The following is a 21,664-nucleotide window of genomic DNA, read 5'->3' as shown; positions in this document are numbered from 1 at the left end:
ATGGTCCGCGCGGCTTCCTCGTAGGGTGAGCCGCACTTTGGGTAAACTGACAGCATCTTTTCTCTTTTTCCGTCATCTGTCGCACGTTCGCGTTGCAATTGATGGCGGTTCCCACGATGTCCAGTAAAACCCTCGAAATCCGTCCCAACCAGTCCGTCGAACTCCTGAAGGAACTTCACATCCTCACGCGCGACGGCAAGATGAACCAGGATAGCCGCCGCAAGCTGAAGCAGGTCTACCATCTGTTCCAGTTCATCGAGCCGTTGCTCAAGGATATCAAGGACGCGCAGGGCGGCCTGACGCTCGTCGACCACGGTGCGGGCAAGTCATACCTCGGTTTTATTCTGTATGACCTTTTTTTCAAGGAGTTTCAGGACGCCGCTGGTGGGGCTGCGCACATTTATGGCATTGAAACGCGCGAAGAACTCGTTACGAAGTCCGAAGAGTTGGCCGCGCGGCTCGGCTTCAAGGGGATGTCGTTTCTGAACCTGTCGGTGGCGGAGTCGATCACGTCGGCGCGTCTGCCGGCGCAGGTCGACATCGTGACGGCACTGCACGCATGCAATACCGCGACCGACGACGCGATTCACTTCGCGCTGGAAAAGCACGCGAAGTACATCGTCGTCGTGCCGTGCTGTCAGGCCGAGGTGGCGGGCGTGCTGCGGCAGAACAAGGGGCGTGCGCTCAAGGATGCGTTGACGGAAATCTGGCGTCATCCGCTGCATACGCGGGAATTCGGCAGTCAGATCACGAACGTGCTGCGCTGCTTGCAGCTCGAAGCACACGGCTATCAGGTGAGCGTGACCGAACTGGTCGGCTGGGAACATTCGATGAAAAACGAGCTGATCATCGCGCAGTACAAGGATCTGCCGCGCCGCCGGCCCGCTGAGCGGCTGACGGAAGTGATCGAAACGCTCGGGCTCGAGGCGTTGAAAGAGCGGTTCTTTTTGCCGGCCTGAGGCGGTTTTTTCGGTCCGGCGGCTTTGCTGTTTCGGCGGTTTTCCTGCCGCGAGCCGGTTTGCCGCTCGCGGTGGCGAATCTTCTTTCTCTGCTTCACAGCCTGGCTTGACAGCTTGGCTTGGCGGGTGGCGGCGCGGACAACGCTGGCACCACGTGTTCACCGCTTCAGATTCATCGCTTCATCAACGCATTCCAGCCGGCGAGGCCGATGCGCCTGAGCGTCTCCTGATTGCGTTCGTAAATCTCTTCCGCCTCGGGGAAAGCCTGAACGGCCCGATCGATACTGTCTTCGCGCAGCAGATGCAGGATCGGATAGGGTGCCCGGTTCGTGTAGTTTTCGATGTCGCCGGGCTCGCTGCCTTCAAACTGGTAATGCGGATGAAAGCTCGCGATCTGAATGATTCCGTCGAGCCGCAATTGTTTGATGAGCCGGTCAGCGAAGAACAGGCAATCGTTGAAATCGAGGAAGTTGCCGAGTGCGCGCGGCAGGATCAGCAGCGTGGTGTCGACGGCAGATGGATCGGTTGCGACGAGCGCCTGGAGTTCGGCTTCGAGATCGGTCAGTACGGCTTCCATGTCCTCAGCGTCGCTGACGGCGTAGCGAATCTGCTCTTTCACATACACGGCTTTCGCGAACGGACACAGGTTGAGTCCGATCACGGCCGCCGTCAGCCAGTGACGGGTCGCGGCGATAACGGCATCGTGAGATTGGGCGGACGACGGCATGGGGGCGGGCGCGGAAGCTAAAGGCGCTATTTTAACGGTGTGGATCCGTGGCGATTGATGGCGCGCTGGCGTCGGCGGTGCGGCAAGCCGGGGCCGGTGCCAGTGTTCGGGCTCAAATCCGAAGCCCGAAGCCAGCCCACTCAGCGCACCGGCCCCGCTCCACACGCGGCCGCGATCAACTGCCCCGCTACCTTCGGCGCGGCCAGAATCGGCCCGCAGCCGGGCCCGTAGGTCTGGCTCGCCGCATACACACCCTCGATCAGCAATCCGAGCGCATCGGCGAGCGCGGCCGGATCGTCGGCGCCGGCCGCCGTCGACAACTCGAGCAGGTGCGCCATCAAACGCGCCTTGTTGCGGAACACGAACTGCCGCGCCGGGTGCCCGATATCCGCAAACTCCACCGAAACGTTCACGAAAGGGCAACCGCGGTAACCGTCGACCGATGCGCGCACCGCCAGGTCGTCGAAATACTGCTGAAGCTGTTTCGCCGGCTCGCCCGGATGTTTGGCGAAGCTCTTTTTCACGTAGGCGAAGAATTGTTCGTCCTTCTGTTCGAGATAAGCCATCAGCAACTCGTCTTTCGACGAAAACTGCCGGTACAGACTCATCTTGTTCACACCAGCGCGTTCGACCACCGCATCGACGCCGACGCAGCGCACACCTTCGCGATAGAACAGCTCGCTGGCGGCGCGCAGCAGATTCCGCTGCGCCTGCGGCCCGGCCGTCTGGACGCCGCGTGCGCGCCGTGCCGGGGCAGGCTTGAAGGTTTTGCTGTCGGACATGGAGTGCACCTGATGGAATTGACGCCTTGACATGTTACCGACCGGTAACTAAGATCGCAACACTGTTGTGACTGATCTGTCACAAATCATTTGCCGAAGCCGCAATAATACGAACGGCGCTGCCCCGAGGCGCCGCGCCGACTGGAGAATCGATGAACTGGGCTGCGAGACTGATAGGCGGGCGTTTCCACTACGGGTGGCTGACCGTCGCCGTGGTGTTTCTGGTATTGCTCGCGGCGGCGGGCACGCGCGCCACGCCGAGCGTGATGATGGTGCCGCTCGAGCATCAATTCGGCTGGAGCCGCGCGACGATCTCGCTCGCGATCTCCGTGAACATCGCGCTGTATGGGTTGATGGGGCCGTTCGCTGCGGCCGCGATGCAGCGCTTCGGCGTGCGTCCCACGCTGCTGGTCGCGCTCGGCACGATGGCCGCGGGGGTCGCGCTTTCGTCGCTGATGACGCATCCGTGGCAGATGGTGCTGATCTGGGGCGTGATGGTCGGCGGCTCGACCGGCGTGGCGGCGCTGTCGTTGTCGGCCACGGTGGTGACGCGCTGGTTCACCACGCGTCGCGGTCTCGTGATGGGTATTCTGACGGCCAGCTCCGCCACCGGTCAGCTCGTATTCCTGCCGATGCTCGCGGCCATCGCCGAGCACTACGGCTGGCGCCAGGTCGTGTGGGTGGTCGCGCTCGCGGCGGCCGTCGTGATTCCGCTCGTCGCCTTCCTGCTGCCCGAGCATCCGGGGGACATGAAGCTGCGCCCGTATGGCGAGCCGCACGATGCGCCGGTCACCACGACCGTCACGAAGCAGAATCCGCTGGCAATCGCATTCGGCACGCTTGCATCGGCGAGCAAAACCCGCGATTTCTGGCTGCTGTTCTTCAGCTTCTTCATTTGCGGCGCGAGCACCAACGGCTATGTCGGCACTCATCTGATCGCGATGTGCGGCGACTATGGGATGACCGAGGTGCAGGGCGCGTCGCTGCTCGCCGCGATGGGCGTCTTCGATCTGTTCGGCACGACGCTGTCGGGCTGGCTGTCGGACCGCTTCAATAGCCGCGTATTGCTGTTCTGGTATTACGGCCTGCGCGGCTTGTCGCTGATGTATCTGCCGCACGCGTTCGGCATCGATTTCTTCGGCCTGCCGTTGTTCGCGGTGTTCTACGGCCTCGACTGGATCGCCACCGTGCCGCCGACCGTGCGTCTTGCGACCGACGTCTACGGCAAGGAATCGGCGCCCGTGGTGTTCGGCTGGGTGGTCGCGGGCCACCAGCTTGGCGCGGCGTTCGCGGCGCTCGGCGCGGGCATGCTGCGCGCGAGCCTCGGCACCTACACCGTGGCGTCGATGATTTCGGGCGGCCTGTGTCTCGTCGCCGCGGTGATCGTGCTGCGGATCAACCGCCCAGCCAAGGTGCCGACTCCGCAAGCGATTTAGCGCGGCGTTCGCGGCGCGTAAGGATCACAAAACGGGCCACACGGCGGACCACTCACGCGCCATAAAACACGCAACAACAGACGGCCCGCAACAGGGCCGTCTGCTTTTTGCAGCCGGCATGCATACAAACCGTCCCGCCTGGTGGAGCGCATACCGAAAGCCCGTTATGCTATGTGGCCCCGGGCAGCCGCCCGGTGATCATGAATTTCCACCGTGAGAAGCGCATGACCAACAAACCCGCCTCTACAGAAGTTGCCATTCACGAGCTGATTGCAGGCCGCTGGAGCCCGCGCGCGTATTCGAGCGAGCCGGTGAGCCGCGAGCATCTGCGCGCCGTGCTCGAAGCGGCACGCTGGGCGCCGTCCTCGTATAACGCGCAGCCCTGGCGTTTTCTCGTCTTCGATCGCAGCGTCGACGAAGTGGCGTTCAAAAAGGCTTTCGCCACGCTGGTGCCGTTCAACCAGGGCTGGAATGCGCCCGCACCGGTGCTGATCGCAGTGACTACGCAGACGCTCACGAGCAAGGGCGACGTGAATCGCTGCGCGCAGTACGACGCGGGCGCCGCGGCGATGTCGCTGGTGTTGCAGGCGCACGCGCTCGGGCTGGCCGCGCATCAGATGAGCGGTTTCGACGTGAACGCGTTCCGCACCGCTTTCGAGTTGCCGAACGACGTCGAACCGATGGCGATCATTTCGCTCGGCCACTACGGCGACCTCGAGAAACTGGACCCGGTGCTGCGCGAGCGCGAGAAAGCGGCGCGTCAGCGTGCGCCGTTCACGGACATCGCGTACAGCGGTGGCTGGAAGAAGGCTTTTTAAGCGGCCGGCTCGCGGTACTTACCGTGGGTGGCGGGATAAAGAGCGGAGAGGCGCGCGGTATTGGCCGCGCGTTTTTCATGGTGCGCCCAGCATGGGTACACCATGAAAAGCCCCGCAAAAAGGGGGGTACAGGAACGAGGTTAGTTGGAGTCGTCGGCGTAAAGGCCCTTATATGTAATCTGCCCCAGCATGAATGCTATGCCAGCGACATTCTGCAGGCCCTCGTTTACCCCGGCCATTGTCAAAACCGCTGGAGCGCTCCGAACCGCCATACCAATCAAATCTGGCTTGGCGATCCCCATCAAAAGCAGGGTGCGACTAATTCCTAGCATCATGAGCGATCCGTTACCTCCCAGCAGATATCCCCCCGCACCTTCTAGATATACCGTCCCACCCTCCAGGCTTCGCGGGTCCTTCAAATCCATCTCTTTGAAGCTCTCAGTTAGAAAAAGCTTTCCATAGCTTTTAAAATCGGAAGTAGCCCCCGATCCACTCAATTCATTCCCTTTGATAATGATCTTAGGGAGAGCAATTTTCGGAATGCGAAGAAATGATGTTAGCGCCCATGAAGCTGACGGGCCGAATGCACTAAAAAAATACTGATGCCTGTTTCCGTCTCGATCGTCGAGAACAAAAATTCCACTTTCGGTAGAAAAAATGCCGTAGCCAGCTCCGCCGCCGGCACTCGTATTGAATTTCCAGTCGCTTTTTCTCAATATTTTCATCTGATACTCACTCGCTCAAATCCTAGTCCCCTTATTCCGCCAATCAAAAACGTTGCTGCCAAAAATAGCAAGAATAAAAACCATATCCAGATATCAACGATACTGTCGATTGTCACAGATGCCCGCGGGTCGTCGGCGTCATAGCGAATCCTTATTTTCTGCCCGATCTCTACTGAATGCCATGAACTGGCTGCTAAGCGGTAATGCTGTCCATTAGCGGCGTCGAATTCTATTTGCGGGTGATAACCACCCGCATTCAGGCGGACTACTTTCGCTATACCAACAGCTGATGTTCTATAGAAATCCATTGTGTTCAGACCAACGAACATGGCTAGAGCTAGTAGAGCTCCGCCAATTGCCAATGCAACGTAGTTATACTGATTTTTCATTGCTCTCGATTCTCTTTGATATCAAAGCTGGCAGTAACAATGCCCGCACTGCTGCCTGACTGAGCCTGAATTTTATATTCCTGCTTTACACGAGAAAAGGAGAGCGTGACGCCTTCGTGATAGTTGTAATCGAAAACGATAGGTTCAACGGCCGTAATGAGTACATCACCCATTGTGATCGTCAGAAAGTCCAGAGGTAACCCTCCGGCCTTGCGTACTGACAGAATAACTTCGGGAATATGGCGGCCAGTGAGGCAATAGCGCATCAGATTGGGACTGGCACGGTCGATTTGATGGGCGAATTGCAGATCATTAACCGTAGCCTTGCCCGCACCACCACCTGAGCCGGACATCATCGAAGATAATTGAGCCATCTTCCAGTGCCAGCTAATTACCTGGATTTCGCCTTTATGGATGGCATCCTGTGATTCGCCTGAAATACCATTAATTTTTACGAAGATATCAGTCATGCAAAAAATCTCCATACATGCTATTCGACTGCGTGGGCAAGATGCATGTATGAAATTGCCCGTATTTCGAGTTGAGTTTAAGGCTTTTCCGATGCCACATCATGGCTTGTGAGAGAACGGATCGAAAAAATATCACCTTTATCTAAAGGTTGTTTTTTTTTCAAAAAACAGAAGCATATTTTTCCTCTCGATACGCGACATTTTCTCTTTCACTCAATGTAGACTGAAATGATCTGCAGTCCGACAAAATAGTGCCGAACCATGCTATCAAAGAAAATTTGAGCGATTTTTTCGGGATAGCGTCGCGAGTGCTTCGGATTACGCTATTTGTGTGGTGGTTCAAAACCATCGCAATCGGAAAGCGTCGCGTGGACGGGGGCCGCGATATTGCAATACCAGTTGTGACACGAAAGCCGCCTCGACGCCGGTGCCAATTTATTCGTGAAACAGTGTAAAAACGCGCGTGACGTTACAACCGCTGGGACGGGCAGCTGGTATATCGGGCCGGGCACAGGCGGAAGGGTGAGGTCGTCGGAAGGCCCGGAATGACATGGGGGGCGCCAACAGGCGCCCCCCATGTCATTCCTCACCCTCCGCGACACTCGAAAGCGGCGCGGCCACATGCTCGAGTGACTTGCGCTCGGCATCCACCCCCCAGATCGCCGCGACGACCGCCGCCGCGAGCATCAGCGCCGACCCCACCAGATAGCCGAAAAACACCTGGCCGCGCTCATGCGTATCGATCAGCCGGCCGAAAAACGCCGGCCCGACGATGCCGCCGAGCGCGGTGCCGAACGCGTAGAACACCGCGATCGCGAGCGCGCGGATTTCGAGCGGAAACGATTCGCTTACCGTCAGATACGCCGAACTCGCGGCCGCCGACGCGAAGAAGAAAATCACCATCCAGGCGGCCGTCTGCGTGACGACGGTGAGCAATTGCCGCTCGAACAGGTAGCCGGAGAGCGTCAACAGGATGGCGGACATCGCATAGGTCGTCGCGATCATCTTGCGCCGGCCGATCACGTCGAAGAGCCTGCCGAGCACGAGCGGTCCGAGGAAGTTGCCGAGCGCGAACGGCAGCAGATACCAGCCGATATGGTCGCCCGGCACCTGGTAGAAATCGGTGAGCACGAGCGCGTAAGTGAAGAAGATCGCGTTGTAGAAGAACGCCTGCGCGGTCATCAGCGTGAGGCCGACCATCGCGCGGCGTCGATGCACGTTGAAAAGCACGTGGAAAACCTCGCGCAACGGCGTGTGACCACGGGCGCGTAGACGCAGCCGCGTGAGATGGTCGTCGGCGAGCGTGTGGCCATCGTGGCGAAAGCGCGTCTCGATGCGCTCGACGATCGTGCGCGCGTCGCGTTCGTCGCCATGCGTGAGCAGCCAGCGCGGACTTTCGGGCACCCAGGCGCGCATCGGCAGGATCGCGAGCGCGAGCACCGCGCCGATGAGGAAGCAGGTGCGCCAGCCCCAATCGGCCGGCAACAGATGCGGGTCGAGCAGCACCAGCGAGCCTGCCGCGCCGAGTGCCGCGCCGACCCAGAACGTGCCGTTGATGCCGAGGTCGGTCCAGCCGCGCACACGCGCGGGCGTGAACTCCTGGATCGTCGAATTGATCGCGGTGTATTCGCCGCCGATGCCCGCTCCGGTCAGAAAGCGGAACAGCATGAAGCTCGCGAGATTCCACGACAGCGCGGTTGCCGCGGTCGCGGCCAGATACAGCGTGAGCGTGATGAAAAACAGTTTGCGGCGGCCGAGCCGGTCGGTGAGCCAGCCGAACCCGAGCGCGCCGAGTACCGCGCCGGCAATGTAGGCGCTGCCCGCGAGGCCCACGTCGGCATTGGAGAAGCGCAAGGCCGGGCTCGTTTTCAGCGCGCTCGCGACTGCGCCGGCCAGCGTCACTTCTAGGCCGTCCAGTAGCCAGGTCACGCCGAGCGCCACGACGATCAGCGTGTGAAAGCGCCCCCACGGCAGGCGGTCGAGCCGCGAGGGCAGATCGGTTTCGATGAGCGTGGCGTTTTTATCGTCGACAGCAGCAGTAGGCGGCGCGCTCATTGCTCGAAGTCTCCATAATGGCGAAATTCTGGCGGCATATCCGTCGGGCGGAGCAATATCCGTTCCGCGTGGCTCGGTGCGTGTCTGTCCGATTTCGTCCGATTTCGTTCGATTTGCGGTGTGATGCCGGGGCCGCACCGAAAGCCTCAGTTGATGCTGGCCGAGTTTTCGTGATACAAAGCCGCTCCCCTTTCTGTTCGCGCCAGCCGTGAGCGGCGATTCCTGCCATGAACTATTGCGCGATTGACTTCGGTACTTCCAACTCGGCCGTCGCGATTCCGGACGGCGCGCAGTTGAAGCTGGCGCCCGTCGAGGGTGCGTACACCACGCTGCCCACCTCCGTCTTTTTCAATACCGACGAAGACACCAGCGAGTTCGGGCGCGCGGCGCTCGCAGCTTACATCGATGGCTTCGACGGCCGTCTGATGCGCTCGATGAAAAGCATTCTCGGCTCGCCGCTCGCCGAGAATTCGACCGATCTCGGCGACGGCACCGCGATCAAGTACACCGAGGTGATCGCGATTTTTCTGAATCACCTGAAGCGCGCGGCCGAAACGGGCACGGGCGGTGCGATCAGCCGCGCGGTGCTGGGCCGTCCCGTGTTTTTCGTCGACGACGATCCGCGCGCCGATCAGATGGCGCAGCAGCAGCTCGAAGCCGCGGCGCGCACGGTCGGCCTGAGCGATATTCACTTCCAGTATGAACCGATCGCCGCCGCGTTCGACTACGAATCGCATCTGACGGAAGAAGGGCTCGTGCTGGTGGCCGACATCGGCGGCGGTACCTCGGACTTTTCGCTCGTGCGCGTGGGGCCGGAGCGGATGAAGCGCGTGGAGCGCAAGGACGACGTGCTGGCTCACCACGGCGTGCACGTCGCGGGCACGGATTTCGATCGCCGCGTCGAACTCGCGACGATCCTGCGCGAACTCGGCTACCAGTCGCTCGATCCGGAGGGACGTGAAATTCCGAACCGGATTTATTTCGATCTCGCGACCTGGCATCTGATCAACACCGTCTACACGCCGAAGCGCGCCAGCGAACTGGCGCTGATGCGGCACTTGTTTACCGACGTGACGTATCACGACCGGCTGATGCGCGTCGTCGAGCGGCGTCTCGGCCACGCGCTGGCCGCGCATGCGGAAGAGGCGAAGATTGGCGTGGCGGCGGGCGGCGAGACCGTGATCGATCTCGACGCGGTGGAAGACGACCTGCGTCTCGCGTTCGACGAAGCCCAGCTCGTCAAGGCCGGCGAGGATGAAACGCGGCGCATCGTGCAGGCGGCGCGCGATACGGTCCAGGCGGCGGGCATCGCGCCACGCGATGTCGACGCCATCTATTTCACGGGCGGCTCGACCGGTCTCGCATTTCTCTCGGGCGCGCTGGCCGCGGCATTTCCGGACGCAAGGGCGGTGTTCGGCGATCGTCTTGCGAGCGTGGCGACCGGCCTCGGCATTCATGCCCGGCGCGTGTTCGGATAGTGATCGGGTATTCGCAGATAATTCGCCGCGTATTGCGAAGTCAAGCGCGAAGTCAGCCGAAGTTAATCCGCGCGCTCATTTGTGACGGATAATAAAAAACCCCGCCAAGGCGGGGTTTTTAGTGCGTCCAGAAGGAAGCGCGGAGCTTACACCGGCTTGATGTTAGCCGCTTGCTTGCCCTTCGGGCCCGTCTTCACTTCAAACGTGACCTTCTGGTTTTCCTGCAGCGTCTTGAAGCCGTCGACGCGGATTTCCGAGAAATGCGCGAACAGATCTTCGCCGCCGCCGTCCGGGGTGATGAAGCCAAAGCCCTTTGCGTCATTGAACCACTTGACGGTACCGGTTTCCATATTACTTGTTCCTAAAAATGGTAAATAAGGCCGAAGCCCGAGGGTGCATGAAAATCAAGGAAGGGGGTAATGGGACCAACCGGAGTACCGTTGATGGGCGACCTACGAAAGAACCACTTCACTCGCCGCTTGAAATCCTGCTCGAACGTTATACGGCGATTTGGGACGAAGGTCAACTGTCTGTGAGAATCTGGACCCAACTTTGACAGATTTGGACAGGTTTTTCTTACAAAGCTTGCATGGGCTGCCATTTTTTTGATAGGGAGAACCCTTGGTTTCGCTGCGGTAAGACGGTGCAACCGTTAAACTACGCGCCGCGCGTCGGTTGCACCTGTTCTGGCATCTTCCGGCGCGCATGCATGCGCGTCACCCGTCTCCAGCGCCACAAGCAATGTCACGCGGTGCCGGCATGGTTCTGATTTAGGAGAAGACGTGAAAAGTTCTATACAACGGAACATCGGGCCATTCGCGCTGATGCTGACCGGCTTGGGTTCGATCATCGGCTCGGGCTGGCTGTTTGGTGCCTGGAAGGCCGCAAAGATTGCCGGTCCGGCCGCCATTTGCGCGTGGATCATCGGTGCTGTCGTGATCCTCGCGATTGCGCTGACCTACGCGGAACTCGGCGCGATGTTTCCGGAATCCGGCGGGATGGTGCGTTATGCGCGCTACTCGCACGGGGCGCTGGTCGGTTTCATCAGTGCGTGGGCCAACTGGATCGCGATTGTGTCGGTGATTCCGATCGAGGCCGAGGCATCCATTCAATACATGAGCACCTGGCCCTATGGGTGGGCCCATGCGCTCTTCGTCGACGGATCATTGACCAGGAACGGCCTGTTGCTGTCCGCTGGGCTCGTGATCATTTACTTCCTGCTCAACTATTGGGGTGTGAAGCTCTTCGCGCGCGCCAATTCGGCGATCACGATCTTCAAGTTCCTGATCCCCGGCGCGACGATTCTCGGCTTGATGCTGACGGGCGTCCACACCGAGAACTTCGGCCAGACGACCACGTTCGCGCCGTACGGCTGGTCGTCGGTGCTGACCGCGGTCGCGACGAGCGGCATCGTGTTCGCGTTCAACGGTTTCCAGAGCCCGATCAACCTCGCCGGCGAAGCGCGTAACCCCGCGAAGAGCGTGCCGTTCGCGGTGATCGGCTCGATCCTGCTCGCGCTCGTGATCTACGTGCTGCTGCAGATCGCCTACATCGGCGCGGTGAGCCCGGGCGAAGTGATGAAGGGCTGGAGCCATCTCAGCTTCGCTTCGCCGTTCGCGGAACTGGCGATCGCGCTGAACCTGAACTGGCTCGCGATCCTGCTCTACGTCGACGCATTCGTGAGCCCGAGCGGCACCGGTACGACCTATATGGCGACCACCACGCGGATGATCTATGCGATGGAGCGCAACAACACGATGCCGAAGATCTTCGGCCAGGTGCATCCGTTCTACGGCGTGCCGCGTCCGGCGATGTGGTTCAACCTGTTCGTGTCGTTCCTTTTCCTGTTCTTCTTCCGCGGCTGGAGCTCGCTCGCGGCGGTGATTTCGGTCGCGACCGTGATCTCGTACCTGACCGGCCCGATCAGCCTGATGGCGCTGCGCCGCGCGGCAACCGATCTTGAACGGCCGCTGAAGATCGCCGGCATGAAGGTGATCGCGCCGTTCGCGTTCGTGTGCGCGTCGCTGATCCTGTACTGGGCGAAGTGGCCGCTGACCGGTGAAATCATTCTGCTGATGGTCGTCGCGCTGCCGGTGTACTTCTATTTCCAGGCGAAGTCGGGCTTCGAGGGCTGGGGCCGTGATCTGAAGGCTGCCTGGTGGCTGGTCGCGTATCTGCCGATCATGGCGGTTCTGTCGCTGATCGGCAGCAAGGAGTTCGGCGGTTCCGGCATCCTGCCTTACGGCTGGGACATGCTGGTCGTGATCGGCTTCTCGCTGGTGTTCTACTACTGGGGCGTCAATAGCGGCTACCGCTCGGAGTATCTGGAAGAGCGCGAAGTGCATGACGAAGTGCTCGAAGGCATGGGCGCGCATTAAGCGCCGTGCCGAGTACACCGGATCCGCGGTCGGTGGGGTCCGGGCGAAAAAAAGCCCGCCTGGTTGCTCAGGCGGGCTTTTTTGTTGGTGCCGGTTTGGTCTGTGCGAGCCGTAGCCGTATCAGGCGGAGCCGAACACGTAGTTCGTCATCGCGAGCGAGCGCTGGTAGGTGCCGAGCGACTGGATCGCCAGTGAATAGTCGTCGTCCGCGACGCCGAGCGCGGCGAACACAGGCAGCAGGTGCTCGTCGGTCGGGTGCATCAGCACGGCGTGCGGCGCCTGGCGGCGGTAGTCGAGCAGCGCGTCGATGTCGCGCGCGGCGAGCTTCTCCTCGAACCAGCCGGTGAACTCGGCGACGCGCGGATCGGCGTCTTCGGGACGCGCGGAGAAATCGGCGGCGCGCAGGTTGTGCGTGATCTGGCCGGAGCCGATCACCATTACGCCCTCGTCTTTCAGCGCCCGCAACGCGCGGCCGACGCGGAAATGATGCTCCGCGTTCAGATGCGGCTGGATCGACAATTGCGCGATCGGCACGTCGGCATGCGGGAACATCAGCAGCATCGGCACCCATGCGCCGTGATCGAGCCCGTGAGACTCGACGTTCGTGGCGATGCCGTTCGCGCCGAGCAGCGCCGCGGCGCTACGCGCGACCTCGGGCGCGCCCGGCGCCGGGTACTGGATTTCGTACAACTGGCGCGGAAAACCGTAGAAATCGTGGATGGTTTCCGGCGCCGTCGCGATGCTCGCGAGCGGTTGTGCGCTGCCCCAGTGGGCCGACAGCATCAGCACGGCTTCGGGGCGTGGCAGTTGCGCGCTCAGCGAGCCGAATTCCGCGGAGGGCATCGACGGATCGATCGGCAACGTGGGGGCGCCGTGGGACAGGAAAAGCGAAGGCAAGCGGTTCATGGCAGCAACGCGACCTTGCGGGCGCGGTGTGAAGATTGGGTTGGTATCAATATAGGTCCACACGGTCGCTTAATAAACGGGCCCGGATGGAATTGATTGTGTCGCCGATGTTGTTAATCGGTTTAAGCCTTGCCAACGCGGAGTGGCTTCGCGCCGGTGCCGCAACGCAGCGGCGCCGAAGTGCTATTCCTGCGCGCCGCGCAGCCCTTCCCACGCCGGCGACAGCGCCGGCCCGAGCGCGAACAGATCCAGCACGCGCGCGACCGTGTGATCGACCATTTCGTCGATCGAAGCGGGCTGGTTATAAAAGGCGGGGAGCGGCGGAAAGATCACGCCGCCCATTTCGGTGACGGCCGTCATATTGCGCAGATGCGCGAGGTTGAGCGGCGTTTCGCGCACGAGCAGCACGAGGCGGCGGCGCTCCTTGAGCGTGACGTCGGCGGCGCGCGTGATGAGGTTGTCGGAGAAACCGTGAGCGATGCTCGCGAGCGTCTTCATCGAGCAGGGGGCGACGACCATGCCGTCCGTCGCGAACGAGCCGGACGCGATGCTCGCGCCGACGTCGCGCACCGAATGGACGACATCCGCGAGCGGATGCACCTCTTCCTTGCCCAACTGGAGTTCGTGCTGGATATTGAGCCAACCCGCGCTCGAAATCAGCAGATGGCTTTCGACGCCGCCCAGCCTGCGCAGCGTCTCGAGCAGCCGGATGCCGTAGATGGCGCCGGTGGCGCCGGTGATCGCGACGATCAGCCGGCGGGGCGCCGCAGCGCGTGTTTCCATGGCTCGCGGCACCTGGAGGAAGCGAACGTCAGGCGGCAGCGAACAGCTGCTGCAGTTCGCCCGATTCGTACATCTCCATCATGATGTCCGAGCCGCCGATGAACTCGCCCTTCACGTAAAGCTGCGGAATGGTCGGCCAGTTCGAGAACACCTTGATGCCCTGGCGGATTTCGTCGTCTTCGAGGACGTTGACGGTCTTGATTTCACCGACGCCGCACGCCTTCAGGATCTGGATGGCGCGGCCCGAAAAACCGCACATCGGGAACTGGGCCGTGCCCTTCATGAAGAGGACGACGTTGTTGTCGTCGACGATTTGCTTGATGCGTTGTTGCGTATCCATGACTGACCTTGCGGTTCCGATAGGTGTAGGGAGTAGGCTGAAATGATAGCGGATTTCGCTACGGCCAGCCGAGGCCGCTGCGTCCATCCGGCGGGCCGCGCGTGCGCGGTCATCCCGCGTCGCCGGGCCACGTTCCGCCGCTGATCCGCTCGATGCCGGCGAGGTCCCGCTCCGAGCGGACCTGCGCGAAACCCTGCGCATTCAGCAACGCGCGCACGGCTTCGGCCTGGTCGTAGCCGTGCTCGATCCATAGCGCGCCGTTGGCGGTGAGGCGGCCGGGCGCGCCGGCGACGATCGCACGGATGGCGGTCAGGCCGTCCGCTTCGTCGGTGAGCGCGCCGCGCGGCTCGAAGCGCAGATCGCCTTGCAGCAGATGCGGATCGCCGCTCGCGATATACGGCGGATTGCTGACGATTACGTCAAAGCGCAGCGCGGCGTCGAGCGAGTTGTACCAGTCGCTTTGCAGGAGCGTCACGGTGCCGCCAGGACGATTTGCTTCGAGCAGACGCGTGCCGTTGCGCGCGGCCACCGCGAGCGCTTCGGCCGAACGGTCGAGCGCCCAGACCCGCGCGTCGGGCCGTGTCCACGCAATGGCCACCGCGATCGCCCCCGTGCCGGTGCCGAGATCGAGCACGCGCGGCCGCGAAAGAGGCTCCATGGTCGCGAGCGCGGTTTCGACCAGCAGTTCGGTTTCGGGACGCGGAATCAGCACATGCGGCGTGACCTCGAACTCGAGCCCGAAGAATTCCCGTGCGCCGACCAGTTGCGCGACCGGTTCACCGGCCGCGCGCCGCGCTTCGAGAGCGCGGTAACGCTCGATGCTAGCGCCGTCGAGCGGCTCGTCGCCGCGCGTGATCAACTGCGTCTGCCGCCAGCCGAGCACGTGTGTGAGCAGAATCCGCGCTTCCAGCGGCGGCAGCGGCGACGCGCGCAACAGCGCGGCGGCTGTGGCCGGCGGATCGAGCGGAGTGGTCGGGGCCGAGCGGGCGTCGTTCATCGTCATGGGCGAGTGGCAGCGGGGCGGCGGGGCGTCAGTCCGCGTCGCCGAGCGAGGCGAGCAGTTCGGCCTGGTGCTCGCTGACGAGCGCCGCGATCAGTTCGGCGAGATCGCCGTCCATGATCGCGTCGAGGCGATACAGCGTCAGGTTGATGCGGTGATCGGTGAGGCGCCCTTGCGGGAAGTTGTACGTGCGAATGCGCTCCGAGCGGTCGCCCGAGCCGATCAGGTTTTTGCGCGTGGCCGCTTCCTTCGCCTGCTGCTCGTGCGCCTGCTTGTCCTTGATGCGCGCGGCGAGCACCTTGAGAGCACGGTCCTTGTTCTTGTGCTGCGAGCGGTCGTCCTGACATTCGACGACGATACCCGTCGGCAAGTGCGTCACCCGCACCGCCGAGTCGGTCTTGTTGATGTGCTGCCCACCCGCGCCCGACGCGCGGAACGTATCGATGCGCAGATCGGCAGGGTTGATCTCGACCTCGCCGATTTCGTCCGCTTCCGGCATCACCGCGACCGTGCACGCCGACGTGTGAATGCGGCCCTGCGTTTCGGTGGCCGGCACGCGCTGCACGCGATGTCCGCCCGACTCGAACTTGAGCTTCGAATACGCGGCTTCGCCGGCGATCCGCACGATGACTTCCTTGTAGCCGCCGAGGTCCGACTCGCTTGCCGACATCATTTCCACCTGCCAGCGGTTGCGCTCGGCGAAGCGCAGGTACATGCGCAGCAGGTCGCCCGCGAATAGCGCGGATTCGTCGCCGCCCGTGCCCGCGCGGATTTCGAGGAAGATATTGCGGTCGTCGTTCGGGTCTTTCGGCAGCAGCATTTTTTGCAGCTCGGTGCCGAGCGTGTCCATGCGCTCGCGCGCCGCGCGGATTTCCTCTTCGGCGAAATCGCGCATCGACGCGTCGGCGAGCAACTCCTGCGCGGTCGAAGCATCGTTCTGCGCCTGGCGCCACAGCGCGTAATGCTCGACGACCGGCCCCAACTCCGCGTGTTCGCGCGTGAGCTTGCGGTATTGGTCGAGGTTGGACGTGATGTCCTCGCGGCTCAACAGGTCGTTCAGTTCGGCCAGCCGGATGGTGAGCTGGTCGAGCTTGCGTTGCATGCTCGTTTTCATCGGACGGGTAGCGGAGCGGGCTCCGGAAAGGATGGCTGCCAGGGGGGCGGGGCGGATGCCCGGAACGGAAACACGGTGCGAGCCACTTGCAATGGCGCGCACGGCGCGGCGATCGCCGCTAACGCTCCGAGGAACCGGAGTGTTTGTAGAAGCCGCTCATCAGTTCGATCAGCTTGTCGCGGTTGTCGCTGCTCGCGCGATTGAGCGCGTGCGTCGGACCGTGGATCAGCTTGTTGGTGAGCGATTGCGACAGTGCTTCGAGCACCGCGGCCGGGTCGTCGCCGCGCGCGAGCATTTTTTGCGCGCGTTCGACTTCGGCGCGGCGCAGCGCATCGGCCTGCGTATGCATGTGGCGGATCACCGGCACGATGCTGCGCGCGTCGAGCCACTGCATGAAGTTCTGCACGCGCGTTTCGATGATCGCTTCGGCTTGCGCAACCGCGGCTTGCCGCGACGCATTGCCCTCGCGGACGATCGCGCCGAGGTCGTCGACGGTGTACAGGAACACGTCTTCGAGCTGGCCGGCTTCGGGCTCGATGTCGCGCGGCACGGCGAGGTCGACCATGAAGATCGGGCGGTGGCGGCGGGCTTTCACTGCACGCTCGACCGCGCCGAGACCGATGATCGGCAGCGTGGACGCCGTGCACGACACGATGATGTCGAATTCGTGCATGCGCGCGGGCAGCTCGGAAAGCGGAATGGCCCGGCCGTTGAAGCGCTCGGCGAGCCGCATGCCACGCTCGGCCGTGCGGTTCGCGACCACGAGTTCACGCGGCTGCTGCGCCGCGAAGTGCGTCGCGCACAACTCGATCATTTCGCCCGCGCCGATGAACAGCACGCGCTGGTTCGCGATCTTGTCGAAAATGCGCTGCGCGAGGCGCACGGCGGCGGCGGCCATCGAAACCGACTGGGCGCCGATTTCGGTCGTGCTGCGCACTTCCTTCGCGACGGCGAAGGTGCGCTGGAACAACTGGTTCAGATAGGTGCCGAGCGCGCCGGCTTCGGATGCGGTGCGCACCGCGTCCTTCATCTGTCCGACGATCTGCGTTTCGCCGAGCACCATCGAGTCGAGCCCCGACGCGACGCGAAACGCATGGCGCACCGCTTCCGACTGCGGTAGCGCGTAGACGTGCGGCGCGAGTTCCTCGATGGGCAGGTTGTGATACTTCGACAGCCAATGGATCGCGGCTTCGCGCGCGGCGAGGTCGTCGGTGGCGCAGTAGAGTTCGGTGCGGTTGCAGGTGGACAGGATCGCCGCTTCCGGCGAATTGGGCGCCATGCGGCCTAGCCAGATGCCCTTGAACGTGTCCAGGGCGGGTTTGATCTGTTCGAGCGGAAACGCCACGCGTTCGCGCAAGGCGACAGGCGCAGTGTGATGGTTGATTCCGATCGTTAGAAGCTGCATTTGGGGGAGCTATCGTTCAGCCATATATTATAGCGTTTCCACGATTTTCACATTCTGCACGCTGTATACCCCGCATGCATCAGCCCGCGCCCGTCATGCTCTCCAGCGGAATCGCGTCGAGCTGGTAGCCGTAACCATAGACCGGCACCAGCGAGTAGCCAAGCTCGGGGCGCAACTGCAGCTTGCTGCGCACCCGCGACGCGTGCGTGTCGATGGTGCGCGACTTTACGTCGCGACGGCGCGCCCACACGGTTTCGAGGATATGCGCGCGCGACACCGGGCGCGCCAGATTGTTGAACAGCAGCAGCGCGAGGCGGAATTCCTTGGGTGTCAGGATGACGGTCAGCCCGCGGAAGGCCACGGCGAAGTGCGCCGCGTCGAACGAATACCCGCCGATGACGTCCCGCCGCCGGTTGGCCGGCCGCCGCAGGCCCGCGCGGCGCTGCAGCGCTTCGACCCGGGCCAGCATTTCGGGGCCGCGCACCGGCTTGCTCATGCAGTCGTCGGCGCCGGCATGCAGCGCGGCGACGATCTGGCTTTCGCGCGGCTCCGTGATCATCATCATGACGGGCAGGCCTGGCAGGATGGAGCGCGCGAGCGGGATCACGTCTTCGGCGCAATGGTCGCCGGCCCAGCTTTCGGTGATCAGAAGATCGAAGAATTCGTCGGTGGCGCGCAGCAGGAACGTGGCGCTGGTGGTGAAGTGCTGGCACATATGGCCGCCGGCGAAGATGAGCCGGTCGACCAGTTTGGCATGTTGCACGTCTGGTTCGATAAGGGCGATGCGCATGGCGCGGCGTCAGCCTGGCAACGGCCGGGAGTCAGGTCTGTTCGTCACGCTTACAGCTTGCCTAACCTAATCCCGACCCCTAAACTCAACCGCTATGCGGAAAGCGCCGTGCTGAACTTCTATAGTTAATGAGGCAAAAATGCTAGCTTTGCCGGCTACTTTCGCCTATCAGACGAATCTGAAATTAATTTTGTCCCGCTTTGAGGCTCGCTTCGCAGCCCATCCGGAAGCCTGCCCGGAAACCCGCTCAGGAGCCCATTCCTGATGGGTTGGACAGGCATCCTTGTACTGGGCGTGGCGATCGGCCTTGCGGGCTGGTGGCTGCATCCGTTGCGCCGCTCGAGCCGCGCCCGCTGGTGGATCGCGCTGCTGGCAGGCGTGCTCGGCACGAGCGTCGCGCGCATGGCCGGCAACGTGACAGGTCTCTTCCATGACGGCGACATGCTCGAATGGCCGGTGTGCACCGCCGTCGCGCTGATCGCCGTCGCCGTGACGGTCGGCCTCCTTTCACGGCAACCCAGCCGTCGATAAATGCGCCGATCAATCCGTCGATGAATCTTTGCAGGTAACTCCATGAACGCCCGACTTCCCGAAACCTCCTCCATTCCCGAGCGCCTTGCGAGCCTGCGCGCCGCGATGGCGCGCGAAGGCATCGCCGCTTACCTCGTGCCGTCCGCGGACCCGCACCTGTCCGAGTATCTGCCCGGACGCTGGCAGGGGCGCCAGTGGCTCTCGGGCTTCACCGGCTCGGCCGGTACGCTGATCGTGACCGCTGACTTCGCCGGCGTCTGGACCGACAGCCGCTACTGGGAGCAGGCGAGCGCGCAACTGGCCGGCACCGGCGTCCAACTGATGAAAATGACGGGCGGCCAGCAAACCACACCGCATTTCGAATGGCTCGCGCAGAACGTCGCGAACGGCGGCACGGTCGGCGTGGACGGCGCGGTGCTTGGCGTGGCCGCGGCGCGCGCGTTGAGCGCCGCGCTGAGCGCGTGCGGCGTGCAACTGCGCACCGACGCCGATCTGTTCGACGCAATCTGGGCGCAGCGCCCATCGCTGCCGGCCGACGCGGTGTTCGAGCATGCCGCGCCGCAAGCGGACGTCGCGCGCGCGGAGAAGCTCGCGCAGGTGCGCCGCGCGATGGCCGACAAAGGCGCGCAATGGCACTTCATCTCGACGCTCGACGACCTCGCGTGGCTGCTGAACCTGCGCGGCGCCGACGTCAGCTACAACCCGGTGTTCGTCGCGCACGCGCTGATCGGTGTCGATCGCGCATCGCTCTTTATCGCCGATGGCAAGGTGCCGTCGGCGCTCGCCGAGGTGCTCGCGCAAGACGGCATCAGCGTCGAGCCCTATGCGAAAGCCGCCGATGCGCTCGCCGCGCTGCCGGCCGGCAGCACGCTGCTGATCGATCCGCGCCGCATCACGTACGGTTCGCTGCAGGCGGTGCCGCCGTCGGTCAAGGTGGTCGAGGCGGTCAATCCGTCGACGTTCCTGAAGTCGCGCAAGACCGCCGCGAACGCCGCGCACGTGCGCGCAACGATGGAACAGGACGGCGCCGCGCTCACCGAATTCTTCGCGTGGTTCGAAAGCGCGTTGGGCCGCGAGCGCATCACCGAGCTGACCATCGACGAACGCCTGACGGCCGCCCGCGCGCGCCGTCCCGGCTTCGTGTCGCTGAGCTTCGCGACGATCGCGGGCTTCAACGCGAACGGCGCGATGCCGCACTATCGCGCGACCGAAGAGTCGCATGCGGTGATCGAGGGCAACGGCCTGTTGCTGATCGACTCGGGCGGCCAATATTTGAGCGGCACCACCGACATCACGCGCGTCGTGCCGGTCGGCACGCCGAGCGACGCGCAGCGGCGCGATTTCACGATCGTGCTCAAAGGCATGATCGCGTTGTCGCGCGCGCAATTTCCGCGCGGCATCCGCTCGCCGATGCTCGACGCGATCGCGCGCGCGCCGATCTGGGAAGCTGGTGCCGATTACGGCCACGGCACGGGTCACGGCGTCGGCTATTTCCTGAACGTGCATGAAGGCCCGCAGGTGATCTCGCACTATGCGGCCGCCGAACCATGGACCGCGATGGAAGAGGGCATGATTACGTCGAATGAGCCGGGTCTCTATCGGTCGGGCAAGTGGGGCGTGCGGATCGAAAACCTCGTGCTCAACGTCGCTGCGGGAAAAACCGAATTCGGCGATTTCCTCAAGTTCGAGACGCTGACGCTATGCCCGATCGACACGCGCTGCATCGAGCTATCGCTGCTGCGCGACGACGAGCGCGCGTGGCTCAACGCGTATCACGAGACCGTTCGCACGCGCCTCTCGCCGCATGTGTCCGGCGACGCGAAAGCGTGGCTCGAATTGCGCACGCAACCCATCTGAACGTAGCGAGACATGGCGAATGGAGCGTGCATGACGATCAAGGCAGTGGTGTTCGATTTCGGCGGCGTGCTGATCGACTGGAGTCCCGAGTACCTGTACCGCGAGCTGATTCCCGACGAAGCCGAGCGCCGCTGGTTTCTCACGCACGTCTGCTCGATGGACTGGGTGATCCGCCAGGACGGCGGCCAGCCGATCGTCGAAGCGACTGACGAACTGATCGCGAAGTTTCCCGGCCACGAGCCGCTGATCCGCGCGTTCTACGAGCGCTGGCACGAGATGGTGGCGGGCGTGCTCGAAGACGGCGTCGCGCTGATGGAAAAGCTCGAAGCCGCGAACGTGCCGCTCTTCGGCCTCACCAACTGGTCGGCGGAGACGTTTCCGTACGCATGGGAGCACTACCCGGTGCTGCGGCGGTTTCGCGACATCGTCGTGTCGGGGCGCGTGAAGCTCGTGAAGCCCGATCCGGCGATCTTCGCGGAAATGCGTGAGCGCATCGACGCGCAACTGCCCGGCATCGAGCCAGGCGAACTGGTGTTCATCGACGACAACCTCAGGAACGCCGAAGCCGCAACGGCGCTTGGCTGGCACGGCGTGCATCACACGAACGCGGCGCAAACCGGAGCGAAGCTGCGCGAGTTGGGTTTGCCGGTTTGAACTGCCTGGCGTGAGCGCCTGATCTACCCAGGTCCAGAATGACGAAACGGGCGTTCGCGTTGCCGCG

The 21,664-nt window shown here is 62.8% G+C and carries 22 protein-coding genes; 8 read left to right on the top strand and 14 right to left on the bottom strand.

Annotation, left to right across the window (positions count from 1 at the left end):
* Positions 1-116: 116 nt before the first annotated feature.
* Positions 117-959 (top strand): class I SAM-dependent methyltransferase, encoded by an 843-nt coding sequence (locus B9Z01_RS29745; protein ID WP_085489151.1) that lies wholly within the window; start codon positions 117-119, stop codon positions 957-959.
* Positions 960-1,131: 172 nt separating this feature from the next.
* Here the strand turns inward: B9Z01_RS29745 and B9Z01_RS29740 are convergent, their stop codons facing one another.
* Complete coding sequence (locus tag B9Z01_RS29740; protein WP_085489150.1) at positions 1,132-1,686, bottom strand: DUF1415 domain-containing protein; 555 nt, start codon at positions 1,684-1,686, stop codon at positions 1,132-1,134.
* Positions 1,687-1,826: 140 nt separating this feature from the next.
* Complete coding sequence (locus tag B9Z01_RS29735; protein WP_085489149.1) at positions 1,827-2,468, bottom strand: TetR/AcrR family transcriptional regulator; 642 nt, start codon at positions 2,466-2,468, stop codon at positions 1,827-1,829.
* A 152-nt stretch (positions 2,469-2,620) separates the two neighbouring features.
* Here B9Z01_RS29735 and B9Z01_RS29730 point away from each other — a divergent pair, with 152 nt between their 5' ends.
* Positions 2,621-3,904, top strand: a complete 1,284-nt coding sequence (locus B9Z01_RS29730; protein ID WP_085489148.1) for an MFS transporter — start codon at positions 2,621-2,623, stop codon at positions 3,902-3,904.
* A gap of 224 nt (positions 3,905-4,128) precedes the next feature.
* Positions 4,129-4,722 carry a nitroreductase family protein gene (locus B9Z01_RS29725; RefSeq protein WP_208626316.1) on the top strand — a complete coding sequence of 198 codons (594 nt, stop codon included), beginning with the start codon at positions 4,129-4,131 and terminating at the stop codon, positions 4,720-4,722.
* A gap of 140 nt (positions 4,723-4,862) precedes the next feature.
* Here B9Z01_RS29725 and B9Z01_RS35200 read toward each other — a convergent pair whose 3' ends face one another.
* From B9Z01_RS35200 to B9Z01_RS29710, 4 genes are all read right to left on the bottom strand, one after another.
* The gene (locus B9Z01_RS35200) at positions 4,863-5,447 is read right to left on the bottom strand and encodes a hypothetical protein (RefSeq protein WP_143809108.1); all 585 of its coding nucleotides are present in this window, start codon (positions 5,445-5,447) and stop codon (positions 4,863-4,865) included.
* The gene (locus tag B9Z01_RS35195; protein WP_143809107.1) at positions 5,444-5,836 is read right to left on the bottom strand and encodes a DUF3592 domain-containing protein; all 393 of its coding nucleotides are present in this window, start codon (positions 5,834-5,836) and stop codon (positions 5,444-5,446) included. The genes B9Z01_RS35200 and B9Z01_RS35195 overlap by 4 nt, the downstream gene beginning before the upstream one ends.
* Positions 5,833-6,306, bottom strand: a complete 474-nt coding sequence (locus B9Z01_RS29715) for an Hcp family type VI secretion system effector (protein ID WP_085489146.1) — start codon at positions 6,304-6,306, stop codon at positions 5,833-5,835. The genes B9Z01_RS35195 and B9Z01_RS29715 overlap by 4 nt, the downstream gene beginning before the upstream one ends.
* Positions 6,307-6,885: 579 nt before the next feature.
* The gene (locus B9Z01_RS29710; protein WP_085489145.1) at positions 6,886-8,361 is read right to left on the bottom strand and encodes an MFS transporter; all 1,476 of its coding nucleotides are present in this window, start codon (positions 8,359-8,361) and stop codon (positions 6,886-6,888) included.
* Between the two features lie 227 nt (positions 8,362-8,588).
* Between B9Z01_RS29710 and B9Z01_RS29705 the strand changes: the two genes are divergently transcribed.
* Positions 8,589-9,839 (top strand): Hsp70 family protein, encoded by a 1,251-nt coding sequence (locus tag B9Z01_RS29705; protein WP_085489144.1) that lies wholly within the window; start codon positions 8,589-8,591, stop codon positions 9,837-9,839.
* 146 nt (positions 9,840-9,985) lie between these two features.
* Here the strand turns inward: B9Z01_RS29705 and B9Z01_RS29700 are convergent, their stop codons facing one another.
* Positions 9,986-10,189 (bottom strand): cold-shock protein, encoded by a 204-nt coding sequence (locus tag B9Z01_RS29700; protein WP_013090665.1) that lies wholly within the window; start codon positions 10,187-10,189, stop codon positions 9,986-9,988.
* A 432-nt stretch (positions 10,190-10,621) separates the two neighbouring features.
* Here B9Z01_RS29700 and B9Z01_RS29695 point away from each other — a divergent pair, with 432 nt between their 5' ends.
* Positions 10,622-12,217 (top strand): APC family permease, encoded by a 1,596-nt coding sequence (locus B9Z01_RS29695; RefSeq protein WP_085489143.1) that lies wholly within the window; start codon positions 10,622-10,624, stop codon positions 12,215-12,217.
* Positions 12,218-12,337: 120 nt separating this feature from the next.
* Here the strand turns inward: B9Z01_RS29695 and B9Z01_RS29690 are convergent, their stop codons facing one another.
* From B9Z01_RS29690 to B9Z01_RS29660, 7 genes are all read right to left on the bottom strand, one after another.
* On the bottom strand, positions 12,338-13,123 hold the full coding sequence (locus B9Z01_RS29690; RefSeq protein ID WP_085489142.1) for a DODA-type extradiol aromatic ring-opening family dioxygenase: 786 nt from the start codon (positions 13,121-13,123) through the stop codon (positions 12,338-12,340).
* 183 nt (positions 13,124-13,306) lie between these two features.
* Positions 13,307-13,906: a UbiX family flavin prenyltransferase gene (locus tag B9Z01_RS29685; protein WP_085489141.1), complete on the bottom strand. Its 600-nt coding sequence runs from the start codon at positions 13,904-13,906 to the stop codon at positions 13,307-13,309.
* A 28-nt stretch (positions 13,907-13,934) separates the two neighbouring features.
* A complete protein-coding gene (gene grxD / locus B9Z01_RS29680) occupies positions 13,935-14,246 on the bottom strand; it encodes a Grx4 family monothiol glutaredoxin (RefSeq protein ID WP_085489140.1) in 312 nt (103 codons plus the stop codon).
* A 109-nt stretch (positions 14,247-14,355) separates the two neighbouring features.
* Positions 14,356-15,243 (bottom strand): peptide chain release factor N(5)-glutamine methyltransferase, encoded by an 888-nt coding sequence (gene prmC, locus B9Z01_RS29675; protein WP_085489245.1) that lies wholly within the window; start codon positions 15,241-15,243, stop codon positions 14,356-14,358.
* Between the two features lie 34 nt (positions 15,244-15,277).
* A complete protein-coding gene (gene prfA, locus B9Z01_RS29670; RefSeq protein WP_085489139.1) occupies positions 15,278-16,360 on the bottom strand; it encodes a peptide chain release factor 1 in 1,083 nt (360 codons plus the stop codon).
* Positions 16,361-16,478: 118 nt separating this feature from the next.
* A complete protein-coding gene (gene hemA, locus B9Z01_RS29665) occupies positions 16,479-17,765 on the bottom strand; it encodes a glutamyl-tRNA reductase (RefSeq protein ID WP_085489138.1) in 1,287 nt (428 codons plus the stop codon).
* A gap of 79 nt (positions 17,766-17,844) precedes the next feature.
* Positions 17,845-18,555 (bottom strand): response regulator transcription factor, encoded by a 711-nt coding sequence (locus B9Z01_RS29660; RefSeq protein WP_085489137.1) that lies wholly within the window; start codon positions 18,553-18,555, stop codon positions 17,845-17,847.
* A gap of 264 nt (positions 18,556-18,819) precedes the next feature.
* Between B9Z01_RS29660 and B9Z01_RS29655 the strand changes: the two genes are divergently transcribed.
* The 3 genes from B9Z01_RS29655 to B9Z01_RS29645 are packed head-to-tail and all read left to right on the top strand — an operon-like array spanning position 18,820 to position 21,597.
* Entirely contained in the window at positions 18,820-19,086 is a 267-nt protein-coding gene (locus B9Z01_RS29655) for a hypothetical protein (protein ID WP_085489136.1), read from the top strand.
* 42 nt (positions 19,087-19,128) lie between these two features.
* Entirely contained in the window at positions 19,129-20,943 is a 1,815-nt protein-coding gene (locus B9Z01_RS29650) for an aminopeptidase P family protein (RefSeq protein ID WP_085489135.1), read from the top strand.
* A gap of 30 nt (positions 20,944-20,973) precedes the next feature.
* Entirely contained in the window at positions 20,974-21,597 is a 624-nt protein-coding gene (locus tag B9Z01_RS29645) for an HAD family hydrolase (RefSeq protein ID WP_085489134.1), read from the top strand.
* The last annotated feature ends 67 nt before the right edge of the window (positions 21,598-21,664 follow it).

The sequence above is a fragment of the Paraburkholderia susongensis genome (assembly GCF_900177725.1).
Lineage (GTDB): Bacteria > Pseudomonadota > Gammaproteobacteria > Burkholderiales > Burkholderiaceae > Paraburkholderia > Paraburkholderia susongensis.
Note: the sequence above shows the minus strand (reverse complement) of the source record. Positions and strands in the feature narration are given on the sequence as shown.